Annotated in this window: 13 protein-coding genes; 5 read left to right on the forward strand and 8 right to left on the reverse strand. The window is 69.2% G+C overall.

The genetic code is table 11. The features are described from left to right. Positions 1 to 20: 20 nt before the first annotated feature. Positions 21 to 323 carry a 4a-hydroxytetrahydrobiopterin dehydratase gene (locus D1610_RS08305; RefSeq protein ID WP_182466748.1) on the forward strand — a complete coding sequence of 101 codons (303 nt, stop codon included), beginning with the start codon at positions 21 to 23 and terminating at the stop codon, positions 321 to 323. 1 nt (position 324) lies between these two features. Here D1610_RS08305 and D1610_RS08310 read toward each other — a convergent pair whose 3' ends face one another. Further along, the gene (locus D1610_RS08310; RefSeq protein WP_118863631.1) at positions 325 to 1104 is read right to left on the reverse strand and encodes an SDR family oxidoreductase; all 780 of its coding nucleotides are present in this window, start codon (positions 1102 to 1104) and stop codon (positions 325 to 327) included. A gap of 64 nt (positions 1105 to 1168) precedes the next feature. Here D1610_RS08310 and D1610_RS08315 point away from each other — a divergent pair, with 64 nt between their 5' ends. Further along, the gene (locus tag D1610_RS08315) at positions 1169 to 1933 is read left to right on the forward strand and encodes an ATP-binding cassette domain-containing protein (protein ID WP_118863632.1); all 765 of its coding nucleotides are present in this window, start codon (positions 1169 to 1171) and stop codon (positions 1931 to 1933) included. After that, positions 1930 to 3453 carry an ABC transporter permease/substrate-binding protein gene (locus D1610_RS08320; RefSeq protein ID WP_118863633.1) on the forward strand — a complete coding sequence of 508 codons (1524 nt, stop codon included), beginning with the start codon at positions 1930 to 1932 and terminating at the stop codon, positions 3451 to 3453. The genes D1610_RS08315 and D1610_RS08320 overlap by 4 nt, the downstream gene beginning before the upstream one ends. Positions 3454 to 3614: 161 nt before the next feature. Here the strand turns inward: D1610_RS08320 and D1610_RS08325 are convergent, their stop codons facing one another. From D1610_RS08325 to D1610_RS08350, 6 genes are all read right to left on the reverse strand, one after another. Continuing rightward, positions 3615 to 4436 carry a carbohydrate ABC transporter permease gene (locus tag D1610_RS08325; protein WP_182466749.1) on the reverse strand — a complete coding sequence of 274 codons (822 nt, stop codon included), beginning with the start codon at positions 4434 to 4436 and terminating at the stop codon, positions 3615 to 3617. Further along, positions 4433 to 5311 carry a carbohydrate ABC transporter permease gene (locus D1610_RS08330; RefSeq protein WP_118863634.1) on the reverse strand — a complete coding sequence of 293 codons (879 nt, stop codon included), beginning with the start codon at positions 5309 to 5311 and terminating at the stop codon, positions 4433 to 4435. The genes D1610_RS08325 and D1610_RS08330 overlap by 4 nt, the downstream gene beginning before the upstream one ends. After that, positions 5308 to 6570: a sugar ABC transporter substrate-binding protein gene (locus D1610_RS08335; protein WP_118863781.1), complete on the reverse strand. Its 1263-nt coding sequence runs from the start codon at positions 6568 to 6570 to the stop codon at positions 5308 to 5310. The genes D1610_RS08330 and D1610_RS08335 overlap by 4 nt, the downstream gene beginning before the upstream one ends. Before the next feature lie 5 nt (positions 6571 to 6575). Further along, positions 6576 to 7994, reverse strand: coding sequence for a glucoamylase family protein (locus D1610_RS08340; RefSeq protein WP_118863635.1), 1419 nt, complete (start codon positions 7992 to 7994; stop codon positions 6576 to 6578). A 22-nt stretch (positions 7995 to 8016) separates the two neighbouring features. Beyond that, positions 8017 to 9063 carry a LacI family DNA-binding transcriptional regulator gene (locus tag D1610_RS08345; RefSeq protein WP_118863636.1) on the reverse strand — a complete coding sequence of 349 codons (1047 nt, stop codon included), beginning with the start codon at positions 9061 to 9063 and terminating at the stop codon, positions 8017 to 8019. 64 nt (positions 9064 to 9127) lie between these two features. Next, positions 9128 to 10261 (reverse strand): ABC transporter ATP-binding protein, encoded by a 1134-nt coding sequence (locus D1610_RS08350; protein ID WP_118863637.1) that lies wholly within the window; start codon positions 10259 to 10261, stop codon positions 9128 to 9130. 206 nt (positions 10262 to 10467) lie between these two features. On the opposite strand from D1610_RS08350, the gene D1610_RS08355 reads away from it, so the two are divergent. After that, the gene (locus tag D1610_RS08355) at positions 10468 to 10947 is read left to right on the forward strand and encodes a helix-turn-helix domain-containing protein (RefSeq protein WP_182466750.1); all 480 of its coding nucleotides are present in this window, start codon (positions 10468 to 10470) and stop codon (positions 10945 to 10947) included. Between the two features lie 190 nt (positions 10948 to 11137). Then, positions 11138 to 12265: a sigma-54 interaction domain-containing protein gene (locus tag D1610_RS08360; RefSeq protein WP_118863639.1), complete on the forward strand. Its 1128-nt coding sequence runs from the start codon at positions 11138 to 11140 to the stop codon at positions 12263 to 12265. A gap of 5 nt (positions 12266 to 12270) precedes the next feature. On the opposite strand, the gene D1610_RS08365 is transcribed toward D1610_RS08360, so the two are convergent. Then, positions 12271 to 12651, reverse strand: a complete 381-nt coding sequence (locus tag D1610_RS08365; RefSeq protein WP_118863640.1) for a flagellar export chaperone FliS — start codon at positions 12649 to 12651, stop codon at positions 12271 to 12273. Between the last annotated feature and the right edge of the window lie 5 nt (positions 12652 to 12656).

Genomic DNA, 12656 nt, shown 5'->3' on the forward strand with positions numbered 1-12656 from the left:
GACATAGGCCGGAACCGGTGATGGAGGAAGATGTGGTAGAGGCCCTGAGCGAAGCCGAGCGTGCCGACGCGCTCGATGGCCTGCCCGAATGGGACTATGATGAGGCGCGCGACGCGATCCTTCGCGAATTCATCTTCGACGATTTCAACCAGGCCTTCGGCTTCATGACGCAGGTCGCGCTCATCGCCGAAAAGGCCGATCACCATCCCGAATGGTCCAATGTCTACAACCGCGTGACCATCCTCCTCACCACCCACGACGCCGGCGGCCTCAGCCCTCGGGACATCGAAATGGCCGAGGCGATCGAGGAGCTGGTGGAGTAATTCAAGCCCCCAAACTCCGCGCCTTGAGCTGCCTTCTCAGCTTCCCCGGCAGCCAGCGCGCGGCGAAGGCCAGCCGGCGCGCGGTCGGCCCGACATGGGCGTGCAGCGCCTTGTCGCTATGGACCAGATCCCACGCCGCCTGCGCCACCTCCTCCACGGGCGTGAACTCCAGCCCGGCCTCGACCACCTTCTCGCGCGCGGTCTGGTTGCTGCCGGCGATGCTCGCCTTCAACAGCGGCGTATCGATGAAGCCCGGCATCAGCGACCTGACGCGGATGCCCGCCGCCGCCCATTCGCCGTCCAGCGCCTCGGTCAGCCCGCGCACGCCGAACTTGGTCGCCGAATAGGCCGACAGCCCCGGCGCGCCCCAGATCGCCGAGGCCGAGGCGGTGTTGAGCAGGCACGATCCCGGCGTGCGCGCAAGGTGCGGGAACGCCGCCCGCGCGCCGTACAGCACGCCGCGGAAGTTGATGTCGGTCACCCGGTCGATCTCGTCGCGCCCGATCTCGCCATAGGGCCCGCCCTGCGCGATCCCCGCATTGTTGTGCAGCACATGCAGCGGCCCGCCGCGCGTGAAGGCGTTGAGCACGGCAACCCACTGGTCGTAATCGCGCACGTCGAGCGCATGCGCCTCCACCCCCAATGCGTCCGCGGTCGCCGCCATCGCCGCCGCATCGACATCGCCGATACCGACACGCCAGCCCTTGGCGGCGAACAGTGTCGCCACCGCCCGACCGATGCCCGACGCGCCGCCCGAAATGAAGATCGCCTTCTCCGCCATGCCCCTCTCCCTTTCGCTTCCCATAGCCGCTCGACAGGGACGGGACGAGGGGTTCTAAAGAGGCATGACCACCGCTGGCCCCGCCGTCCGTTTCGAGGGCGTCACCAAGCATTATGGCGACACCGCCGCGCTCGCGGGAATCGACCTCGACATCGCGCCGGGCAGCTTCGTTGCGCTGGTGGGCAGCTCCGGTTCCGGCAAATCGACCCTGCTCAAGACGATCAACCGGCTGATCGCACCGACCGCCGGCCGCGTCTTCATCGACGGCGGCGACGTGGCCGGCGAGGAACCGCACCGCCTGCGCCGCCGCATCGGCTATGTCTTCCAGAATATCGGCCTGCTCCCGCACATGACCGTGGCTGAGAACATCGCCATCGGCCTCAGGATTGACGGCCGCGCGGAGAATGGGCGCGTCGCTGAACTCCTGGAGATGGTCGACCTTCCGGCCGATTTCGCGCGCCGCATGCCCGATGCGTTGTCGGGCGGCCAGCGCCAGCGCGTCGGGGTCGCCCGCGCGCTCGCGACCGAGCCCGATCTGATGCTGATGGATGAGCCGTTCGGCGCGCTCGACCCCGTGACGCGCGACCAGCTGGGCGAGAGGGTCCGCGCGCTGCACGACCAGCTCGGCCTCACCACCCTTCTGGTCACGCACGACATGGCGGAGGCGCTGCTGATCGCCGATCGGGTGCTGGTGATGGATCATGGCCGCATCGCCGCCGATGCCTTGCCCGCCGATCTGATCGCGGGCAAGGCGGGCGAAGAGGCCGAGGCGCTGGTCGCCGTCCCCCGCCGCCAGGCCGAGCGGCTGCGCGCATTGGAGCGCGAATGAACGCCACCCTCGCCCGCGTGCCCGATCTCGCCGCGCAGCACCTGCTGCTGGCGATGGCGGCGCTCGCGCTTGGTCTGGCGGTCGCACTGCCGCTCGCCATCATCTCGGCGCGCCGTCCCGCGCTCGCCCGCTGGACGCTGGGCTTTGCGAGCTTCGTCCAGACGATCCCCAGCCTGGCGCTGCTGGCGCTGTTCTATCCGCTGCTGCTGGCGCTTTCGGGCCTGGTCGGCGGCGGGGTCCCAGCGCTCGGCTTCCTCCCGGCGCTGCTCGCGCTGACGCTCTATGCGCTGCTGCCGATCCTCAGGAACGGCGTGACCGGACTGACCGGCCTCGATCCCGCGATCATCGAAGCCGCCGACGGCGTGGGCATGACCCCCGCGCAAAAGCTGCGGCTGGTGGAGGCGCCGCTCGCAGCACCCGTGCTGATGGCGGGCATCCGCACAGCGGCGGTATGGACGATCGGCGCGGCGACGCTCTCGACCACGGTCGGCCAGCCGTCGCTCGGCGACATGATCTTCTCGGGCCTGCAGACGCAGAACTGGAGCCTGGTGCTGGTCGGCTGCCTCGCCGCCGCCGCGCTCGCGCTCGGCGTCGACGCGCTGCTCGGCGTGGTCGAGCGGGGGCTTGCGATGCGGCGGCGTAAGCGGGTGATCGCGGCGCTGGGCGTGCTCGGCGCCGCCGTCCTGCTGGCCTTCGCGCCGGTGCTGGCCCCGGCCCGGCCCGCCATCACCATCGGCGCGAAGAATTTCTCCGAACAGTTCATCCTCGCCCGGCTGATCGGCCAGCGGCTGGAGGATGCCGGCTATGCGGTTCGCTACCGCGAGGGTCTGGGTTCGGCGGTCGCCTTCAGCGCGCTCGCGGCCGACGATATCGATGTCTATGTCGATTATTCGGGCACGATCTGGACCAACCAGATGCGCCGCACCGATACGCCGCCGCGCGACGCGATCGTCGCTGGCGTATCGGCCTGGGCGGCGCGCGAGCATGGCGTCCGCCTGCTCGGCGCGCTCGGTTTCGAGAACGCCTATGCCTTCGCGATGAAGCGCGAGGCGGCCGCCCGGCGCGGCATCGCCACGCTCGACGATCTCGCCCGCGCCTCGCCCCAGCTCGCGCTCGGCAGCGATCTCGAATTCCTCGACCGGCCCGAATGGGCCGCGGTGCGCGACGTCTATGCCATGCGTTTCGCCTCGACCCGCGCCTACAATCCCAGCTTCATGTACCGCGCGGTGGCGAGCGGACGCGCGGACGTGATCACCGCCTTCTCCTCGGACGGGCGCATCGCCGCGCAGGACCTCGCCATGCTGGAGGACAATCGGGGCGCGATCCCCGGCTACGACGCCGTGCTGTTAATCGCACCGGGCCGCGCGGACGACGCGCGATTCGCCGCCGCGCTCAGGCCGTTGATCGGCGCGATCCCGGTCGAGGCGATGCGCGAGGCCAACTACATGGTCGATCGCGACGCCGACAAGCGAAGCCCGGCGGAGGCGGCGCGCTGGCTCGGCCGATGGCTTGGCCCGTAATCAAATCCTCCCTCGCTTCAGCGGGGGAGGGGGACCAGCCGCAGGCTGGTGGAGGGGGAAAGCCCCGAGCGCACCGCTTGCCGCATTCCCCCTCCACCATGCTGCGCATGGTCCCCCTCCCCCTGCTTCGCAGGGGGAGGATTATGCTGCCGTCGCCAGCCTCATCCCTTCACGCTCCCCGCCAGCAGCCCGCTCATGTAGAAGCGCTGCAGCGCGAGGAAGAGGATCAGCACGGGCAAGGTCGTCACCACGCTGCCCGCCATCATCAGCTCATTGTCCTGGACATGCTCGCGGCTGAGCGCGGCGAGCGCCACCGGCAGCGTGTAGAGGTCCTGATCGGCCAGGATGATCAGCGGCCACATGAAGTCGTTCCAGCTGCCCAGGAACACGAACAGCGCCAGCGTGACGAGGATCGGCGTCAGCATCGGCAGCACGATCGACGTGAAGATGCGCCCCTCGCTTGCCCCGTCGACGCGCGCGGCCTCGAGCATCTCGTCGGGGATCGACAGGCAATATTGCCGCACCAGGAAGATGCCGAAGATGCCCGCCAGCCAAGGCACCAGCGCGCCGGCATAGCTGTTCACCAGCCCCATGCCCTTGAGCATCAGGAACAGCGGCAGCATGCCGATCTGCCCCGGGATGACGAGCGCGCCGACCAGCGCCTGGAATATCCGGTCGCGGCCCTTGAACTTGAGCTTGGCGAAGGCGTAGCCGGCGGGGACCGTGAAGATCAACGCGAGGATGGTGGCGAGCGTCGCCAGCGCCAGGCTGTTCCCAAAATAGCGGCCGATTCCGTAGGTGACGAACAGCTCGCGATAATTGGCGAGCGTCGGGTCGGTCGGGATGAGCGGCGGCGGGAAGGCCGCGGCCTCGCCCGGCGCCATGAAGGAGACGCTCAGCATCCACAGGAGCGGCGCGAGCGTCACCAGCGCGACGATTGCCGCGGCGGCGGTCAGCAGCCAGCGTTCGGCGCTCCACCTCATGCGCGTTCCGCCCGCCTCGCAACGGCGAGCTGCGCCATCGTCACCGCGAAGATCATCACGAACAGGATGAACGCCACCGCCGCGCCCGATCCCAGGTTCCACCATTTGAAGCCCTCTTCATACATGAAGTAGAGCACCGTCACGGTCGATTGCGCCGGGCCGCCCTGCGTCATCACATAAGGCTCGGCGAACAGCTGGAAGAAGCCGGCGACCGAAAGGATGCTGACCAGCAGCACCACCGGCGCGATCGCGGGCAAAGTCACATGGCGGAAGCGCGCCCACGGCCCCGCCCCGTCGATCCGCGCCGCCTCATGCAGCTCGTGCGGCACGGTCTGCAGCGCCGCCATGAAGATGATCATGTTGTAGCCGAAGGTCTTCCACGCGACGAAGATCAGGATCGCGGGCAGCGACGCGGTCGGGCTGCCCAGCCAGTCGATCGGCTCGATGCCGAACCAGCCGAGCGCGTAATTGACCAGGCCGTAGCGCGTGTGGAGCAGGTATCGCCACACCACCGCGGTCGCGACCAAGGTCGTCACATAGGGCGCGAACAGCGCGACGCGCCAGACCGGCCGCCATTTGAGCGTGCGCGCGTTGACCAGCAGCGCGGCGGCGAGGCTCAGCCCCACCGTCAGCGGCACGCCGATCACGACGAACCACAAGGTGTTGCCCATCGCCCGCCAGAACAGCGGATTCTCGATCAGCCGGCCGTAATTCTGCAGGCCGACGAAGCGCAGATTGGCGAGATCGGCGAGCGCGTAGATGTCGAAATCGGTGAAGGAGAGGAACAGGCTGGCGATCGCTGGCACCGCGAAGAACAGCCCGATCGCCAGCAGCGCGGGGCTGACGAACAGCCAGGGCGCGCGGCTTCGCCTCACAGCGCGCGACCCTGCTCAAGCATCCAGCGCCGCTTTTCGAGCAACCGGTCGGCGCGGCGGTCGATCTCGGCGGCCGCCTGGTCGACGGTGAACTGCCCGCGCACGCAGCGTTCGGCCACCACCTGCATCTCGGTCACGATCCGCTCCCATTCGGGCACCTTGGGCACCGCCTTGGCGCGTTCGAGCTGTTCGGCGAAAGGCCGCATCAGCGGATCGGCGCGCAGCCCCGCCAGCTCCCAGGCCGAAGGCCGCGCGGGCAGATCGCCCGACAGCGCGTTGAAACGCGCCTGCACCGGCGGCTGGCTCAGATAGCGCACCCACGCCCAGGCGGCGGCGGGGTCGCGCGCGCCCTTGAACACGACGAGGCTCGATCCGCCCGGCGCCGACGCGCCCGGCCCATCGGGCCCGGGCATCGCCGCGGTCGCCCATTGGTCCTGGAAATCGGCCGGCAGCCGCGACTTCATGTCGCCCACCGTCCAGGGGCCGGAGAGATAGACCGAGAAGAAGCCGCGCGCGAACTCGTTCCAGACGTTGCTGATCTGTGTGTTGGCGGCGAGCGGGGCCAGCCGCTCGTCGAACAGCGATTTGTAGAAGGCGAGCGCGGCCTTGAACCCATCGCTGCGGAAATTCCCGCGCGCGCCGCCCTCGCGCAACAGCGGCTCGGGCTGCTGGAGGGCGAAGGTCAGCAATTGCTCGAACTCGTTGACCGGCAGCAGGATGGCGAAGTTCCCTTCCCCCGCCGCGGCCTTCACCTTGTGGAGCATCGCCTTCCACGCCGGCCAGGTTTCGGGCGGCGCGTCATATCCGGCCTCCGCCAGCAGATCGGTGCGATAGAATTGCAGGCGCGTGTCGACATACCACGGCACGCCGTACACCTTGCCGCCGATGCGGTTGGTGTCGAGCACCGCGGGAAACTGGTCGGTGGTCAGCGCGCTCTGATCCTCGGGCAGCGGCTCGATCGCGCCGATCGCGGCGAGCTCGGCGAGCCACGAATTGCCGATCTGGCTGACCGCGGGGAGCGAGCTGCCGGCAAAGCCCGTCAGCAGCTTTTCATGCGCCGCAGTCCAGGGCAGCGCCTGGATGCTCAACGAGATGCCGGCGTGCGCGCTCTCGAACGCCGGCACCAGCTTCGGCACATGCGCCGCCTCGTTGCCCATCGCCCAGAAACGCAGCGTGCCTACGGGATCGCGCCGCCCGCACGCGGCGAGCGCCGGAAGGGCGAGCGCCCCCGCCAGCGCCTGCCGGCGCGAGAGGCGCATCGCGCTCACGCCGCGTCGAGCCACCCGCCGGTGAAGCCGGCGCGCCTCAGCCCGCGCACAATGTGCGGATTCTTGCGCATCACCTGCCAGACCAGCCCGGTCTTCCAGTTCTCTATCCCCAGCACGATCGGCCCCTGGTCGATCCCCAGATAGTCGCCGTCTACCCAGCCGATGCCGGGCACGATCCTGCCGTGCTGCAGGCCCTTTTCGGGCGCTTCGGTCAGGGTCGGGTTGAACGAATCCCAAAAGCCGTACCGGCCCCAGATGCCACGCCCGTAGCGCGCGTGCATCGCGTCGATCGCGGGGACGACGATCTCGGCAGCGAAGGCGATCGATCCGGCGGCGGCGGTGGGCGCGATGGTGCCGTCGTCGCGCTCGCCCGGGCCGCGCGCGGAATAGCTGTGGAATTCGCGGCCGACGCCGTCGATCGGCAGGGTGAAGTCGCCCGGCCCGTCGCACGCCGTCAGCCCCCAGATATCGCCGCCATAGCCGGTCCATTTTTTCGGATTGGCGTCGGCATAGGCCTTCTGCGCCAGCGTCGCCCGCCTGCTGTTCTCGAAATAATCCATGCCCTTGGATGCGATATACGGCTCCCGGATGCCGCGGAAATCGATCCACATATGGCTGTACTGGTGGCCGAACAGCGGCGCGAAGTGCAGATGCTGCTGGCCCCAGTGCGTTCCCCAGCTCGGCTCGAACCGCGCGGTCTGCGCCGGCCAATATTCCGGCTCCACCGCATGCGTCGGCGATCCGAGCGCGAGGATGTGGAGCAGCAGCGCTTCGTTGTAGATGTCCCAGTCATGCGGGATGAAGCCCGTCTCCGGATGCCAGCCCATCGAGATGAACGGCGCGCGGGGGCGGATCCACGTCCATTCGATTGCGGTGTAGAGCTGATCGGCGAGCGCGCGGATGCGCTTCTCGTCGGTATCGCCGCCGTCGAAGAAGCCCTGCGCGAACAGCACGCCGCCCATCAGCAGCGCCGTGTCGATGGTCGAAAGCTCGGTCCGGTCGAAGCGGCGGCCCTGCTCCATGTCGAGGAAATGGTAGAAGAAGCCCTTGTGCCCGCTCATCCCCCGCGCGGCCGGCCCCTGCGGCGCGGCGGCGAGGAATTCGAGCGTCGCGCGCGTGCGCGACCGCGCCTCGGCCCGCGTCGCCCAGCCGCGCGACACGCCGACGCCGTAGGCGGTCAGGGCAAAGCCGATCGCGGCGATGCTGGCGAAGCTCCTGGTCGGCCAGCGATCGGGCGCAAGGCCGGTGCGGGCGTCGGTGGTGTCCCAGAAGAACTGGAAGGTGCGGCGCTGCAGATCTTCGACCAGCACGCCGTCGGACGCCGACGGCGGGCGGGTCACGGGTGTGCAGCCCGCCGCCGCGAGCCCGGCGAGCCCGAGCGCGGAACGGCCGATCATGCGGCGGCGGGTGAACATGGCGATCTCCAGGGGCGAAACGCTAGGGTGTGTGCTCAAGTCCGGGCCGTGCTCCCCCCTGGCGGTCGCCGCCGGTGGATTGGCGAACGATCAGCTCCGGCACGATCCGTTCGGTCGGGGCGGAGACCGACGCCGGCGCGTCGATCGAGGATTGCAGCCGTTCGAAGGCGCGGCGGCCGATATCGGCGATCGCCACGCGCATCGTGGTGAGCGACGGCCGGGCATAGCGCGCGATCGGCACGTCGTCGAAACCGACCACCATCATCCGGCCCGGCACGTCGATGCCGGATTCGGCGAGCGCATCGAGGCACCCCACCGCCATCATGTCGTTGGCCGCGAAGACCCCGTCGACGCCGTGCGCTTCCCTCGCCAGCGCCATGCCCGCGGACCGCCCCGATTCATCCGCGAAATCCCCCTGGAACACGATCGGATCGGCATCGCCGAGCAGATCGGCCACCGCTTCGCGGAAGCCGCGCACGCGTTCCTGCGCGTCGACATTGTCCGTCGGCCCCGCGATATGCGCCAGCTTGCGGGCGCCGCGCTCGACGAGATGCGCCACCGCCGCGCGCGCGCCGGCATGGCTGTCCACCACGATGCAGCTGCGCCCCGCCGCGCCGCCGTTGATCACCACCGCCGGCATCCCTTCGGGCAGGTGCCGCCCGAGGAAATCCGCGCCGACCGTGGGGGACATGACGATCAGTCCGTCGACCCGCCCCCGCATCGCGCGAAGGGCGGTCTCGGTCTCGCGCGCGTCGCCGTGCATGTTGGCGAGCAGCAGTTGCAGTCCCTGGCGATGCGCCGCCGAATCGATGCCGCGGATCATTTCCGAGAAGAACTCGCCGAATAGATCGGGCAGCACCACGCCGATCGCCCCCGTCCGCCGGGTGGAGAGGCTGCGGGCGCCCAGATGCGGCACATAGTGAAGCGCGCGCGCCGCCTCGGTCACGCGGTGGCGCATCGGTTCGGCGACGTTGCTGTGGCCGTTCAGCGCGCGCGAGGCGGACGCCACCGAAACGCCCGCCGCACGGGCAACGTCGCGTATCGTGATGGCGCGGCCGCCTGTCGCCATGGTTCCCCGGATCCTCTGCGATCAACGCTCTGGGGGCGCTTCGCCCCGATTTATGTAACCGGTTTCATACCCCGGCAAGCGAAATCTTCCCGGCGGCGATGTCTGGATTCCCGGCGGTGCGCGGGAAGGCGCCGCCATCCTCCGCAAACAGGTACAGCCGTTCGGCCGCCACGCCCAATTCGAGCGATTCGACGCCGGGGTCGATCGCGCCCTCGATCTGGCAGGTCAGCGTATCGGCCTGTCCGGCGAGATCGAGATAGGCGAAGGCGCTGCCGCCGAGCGTCTCGACGAAACGGACCGCGCCGGTCAGCCGATTGGCTGGCTCGTCACGGCGAACATGCTCGGGCCGCAGCCCGACGGTGACGGGATCGCCGGCGCTCGCCTTGCGCGCATCGACGGCGACGCGCAGCTGCTGACCGCCTGCCAGCTTGACCTCGGCGGCATATTCGTCCGCCCGCACCAGCGCACCGCCCAGCATGTTCATCCGCGGCGATCCGATGAACCCGCCGACGAACGCGGTCGCGGGATGTTCGTACAGGTGCATCGGCGCGCCCACCTGCTCGATCCGGCCGCCGTTCAGCACCACGATCCGGTCCGCCAGCGTCATCGCCTCGATCTGATCGTGCGTGACGTAGATCATCGTCGTGCCCAGAACCTTGTGCAGATGCGCGAATTCGTAGCGCATCCGCACGCGCAGGCTCGCGTCCAGGTTGGACAGCGGCTCGTCGAACAGGAACACGCGCGGCTGCCGCACGATCGCCCGGCCGATCGCGACGCGCTGGCGCTGCCCGCCGGACAAGGCGCGCGGCTTGCGGTCGAGCAGCTGAGTGATGCCGAGCGTCTCCGCCGCCGCCGCGACCGCGTGCGCGATCTCCGCCTTGGCCACGCCGGCGAGCTTGAGCGCGAAACCCATATTCTCCGCGACGCTCATCTGCGGATAGAGCGCGTAGGACTGGAACACCATCGCGATCCCGCGATCGGCGGGCGACAGGTGGTTGACCCTTTCTCCGCCAATCAGCACGTCGCCCGCGGTCGGTTCCTCCAGCCCGGCGATGATCCTGAGCAACGTCGATTTTCCGCAGCCCGAAGGCCCGACGAACACGACGAACTCGCCATCGGCGATGTCCAGATCGATGCCGGACAGCACGCGCGTCTCGCTGAACGCCTTGTCGATGCCCTGCAGCCGAACGCCCGCCATCCCTTGCTCCTTCGCCGACAGCGTGCCCGGTTGAGCGCGTGCTAGCAAGCTTGCAATGCACCTGTGGACAGGGACAAATCGGGGGGTTAGGCTGCCTTCCGCCCGGTTCGCCGGGACGGTGGGGACCGTAGATGCCGCCCGTGAACGGGGAGCGCGATGGGGCGCGCATCCTTTTGACGGGCTCGAATGAAGGTCGCGCCCCGCCTATGAATTTCCGGCCCTTCTCGCGCCATGAGGATTCCGATCTCGTCGAGATCAAGGAGACGCTGAGCGAACTCCTCGACGTCCTGCGCTTGCGCGATGGGGGGCCGAAGGTCCCGAAGGCGCCGCCGCCGACGGAGGCGACGCCCGCCGACGCGCTGGACTATGCCAAGCGGCTGCTGACCATCCGCACCGGCCGCCGGCGCTTCCTGCCGGCGGGCTATTTCGACGGGCCGGCGCTCACCATCCTGCTCGATCTCTACGTATCGAACCGCGAGGGACGCCAGGTCGCGGTGTCCGATGCGGTCGCGGTATCGGGCGTTCCCACCTCCACCGCGCTGCGCTGGATCGCAACGATGGAGGCCGACGGCTATGTATCGAAGCGCCCGGATCCCGGCGACAAGCGGCGCACCCTGCTCAACCCCACGCCGCGCGCGATGACCGATATCGAGCGGCTCACCGCGCTCTGGCGCAACACGTTCTGACCGGCCGGATTCGATCCGGATTGAATGGTCAGACAATTCAAAATGGAACCGATTGGCGGTTTTCAAGCCATTGTTTTTCCAGCAGGCTATGATGCGGCGATCCCGTTTCCCCCACATTCGAGGCAGCGCGCATAATGGGACGTAATCGTTTTCGCGTTTGTTCCGTGCGTTCAGTGACCGTCGCTTGAACATGGCGAGCGCCGCCTTCCTCGAAGTCGTCCCCGAACGTCTGAGCGCCCCCGAGCTTGTCGGCGACAGCGACGCGATGCGCGAGGTCCGCGCGCTGATCGGCATGGTCGCGCCGACCGATGCGACAGTGCTCGTCACCGGCCCTTCGGGCAGCGGCAAGGAACTGGTCGCGCGCGCCATCCATGATCGCAGCCGCCGCTCGGCGCGCGCCTTTTCGGCGATGAACTGCGGCGCGGTGCCAGCCGACCTGCTCGAATCCGAGCTGTTCGGCCACGAACGCGGCGCCTTCACCGGCGCGGTGGCGCAGGTCAAGGGGCGCTTCGAAAGCACCTCCGGCGGCACGCTGTTCCTCGACGAGATCGGCGACATGCCCGGCGTGATGCAGGTCAAGCTGCTGCGCGTGCTCGAGGAGCGCACCGTCACCCGCGTCGGGTCGCGCAACCCCATCCCGATCGACACGCGCATCGTCTCGGCGACCCACCGCGACATCGACAGCGCGATCCGCCAGCAGAGCTTCCGCGAGGATCTGTTCTACCGGCTGGCGGTGTTCCCGATCCACCTGCCCTCGCTCGCCGAGCGGATCGAGGACGTGCCCCAGCTGCTCGCCTATTTCCTCGATACGCTGGCGCCGTCCGCGCGCGCCTTCCGCCCGACCGGGGAGGCGATCGCGCAGATGATGCAGCATCACTGGCCGGGCAACGTCCGCGAGCTCAGGAACTTCGTCGAGCGCGGCTGCATCCTCCATGCGGGCAAGACCGTCGGCGCGGCGGAGGTCGACGCGCTGGTCCACCGCGGCCTGCCCCGGCGGCGCATCGAGCAGCAGGCGCTGTGGGAGGCGATCAGCCCGCCCGCGCCGCTGGATGCGGCGATGCCGGTGGCCGCGCCCGCCCCGATCGATCTGCCGATCGCGCCCGCATCGCCCGCTCCGCTGCCGCTGCCGCTGCCGCCCGTGCACGCGAGCGAGCCGGTCGATCTCAAATCGATCGTCGCGGAGGTCGAGCACGACCATATCCGCCGCGCGCTCGATCAGGCGAACGGCGTGGTGGCCGACGCCGCCCGGCTTCTCTCGCTCCAGCGCACGACGCTGATCGAGAAGATGAACAAATACGGCCTGCGCAAGGCCGGTTGAGCGCCTCAGCCGATCTGCCGCCAGGCGTCGGCGATGTCGCGGATCATCGCCTGGGCGTGCGCGATCCGCTTGGCCGAGCGCCGCTGCGCCCCCAGCACCAGATGGGCGAGCGCCTCCTCGTACACCGCCGACAGCGACGCCGCGAGATCGCCGCCGCGCTGATGGTCGATGCTCATCCTGAGCGCCTGGACGATGTCCATCGCGCGCGGCAGCGCCGTCGCCACGCGCCCCTGCTCGACCGCGCGGCGAACGCGCAGCATCGCCACTTCGAGCTCGTCGAACAGCAGCATCACCAGCGCATGCGGGTCGGCGTTCTCGACGCGGCCGGCAAGCTCTATCCGGCCGTAGAGGCTCGCGGCGTCGGGGCGATCGGGGGCGATGTACATGGCCG

It is taken from the genome of Sphingomonas gilva, from assembly GCF_003515075.1.
GTDB classification, from domain to species: Bacteria; Pseudomonadota; Alphaproteobacteria; order Sphingomonadales; family Sphingomonadaceae; genus Sphingomonas; species Sphingomonas gilva.

Excerpts from the sequence above, each read along its gene's own strand:
- D1610_RS08360 (WP_118863639.1), top strand. The coding sequence starts at position 11,138 with ATGGCGAGCGCCGCCTTCCTCGAAGTCGTCCCCGAACGTCTGAGCGCC.
- D1610_RS08355 (WP_182466750.1), top strand. The coding sequence starts at position 10,468 with ATGAATTTCCGGCCCTTCTCGCGCCATGAGGATTCCGATCTCGTCGAG.
- D1610_RS08345 (WP_118863636.1), bottom strand. The coding sequence starts at position 9,063 with ATGGCGACAGGCGGCCGCGCCATCACGATACGCGACGTTGCCCGTGCG.
- D1610_RS08310 (WP_118863631.1), bottom strand. The coding sequence starts at position 1,104 with ATGGCGGAGAAGGCGATCTTCATTTCGGGCGGCGCGTCGGGCATCGGT.
- D1610_RS08325 (WP_182466749.1), bottom strand. The coding sequence starts at position 4,436 with ATGAGGTGGAGCGCCGAACGCTGGCTGCTGACCGCCGCCGCGGCAATC.
- D1610_RS08340 (WP_118863635.1), bottom strand. The coding sequence starts at position 7,994 with ATGTTCACCCGCCGCCGCATGATCGGCCGTTCCGCGCTCGGGCTCGCC.
- D1610_RS08315 (WP_118863632.1), top strand. The coding sequence starts at position 1,169 with ATGACCACCGCTGGCCCCGCCGTCCGTTTCGAGGGCGTCACCAAGCAT.
- D1610_RS08320 (WP_118863633.1), top strand. The coding sequence starts at position 1,930 with ATGAACGCCACCCTCGCCCGCGTGCCCGATCTCGCCGCGCAGCACCTG.
- D1610_RS08350 (WP_118863637.1), bottom strand. The coding sequence starts at position 10,261 with ATGGCGGGCGTTCGGCTGCAGGGCATCGACAAGGCGTTCAGCGAGACG.
- D1610_RS08335 (WP_118863781.1), bottom strand. The coding sequence starts at position 6,570 with ATGCGCCTCTCGCGCCGGCAGGCGCTGGCGGGGGCGCTCGCCCTTCCG.
- D1610_RS08365 (WP_118863640.1), bottom strand. The coding sequence starts at position 12,651 with ATGTACATCGCCCCCGATCGCCCCGACGCCGCGAGCCTCTACGGCCGG.
- D1610_RS08305 (WP_182466748.1), top strand. The coding sequence starts at position 21 with ATGGAGGAAGATGTGGTAGAGGCCCTGAGCGAAGCCGAGCGTGCCGAC.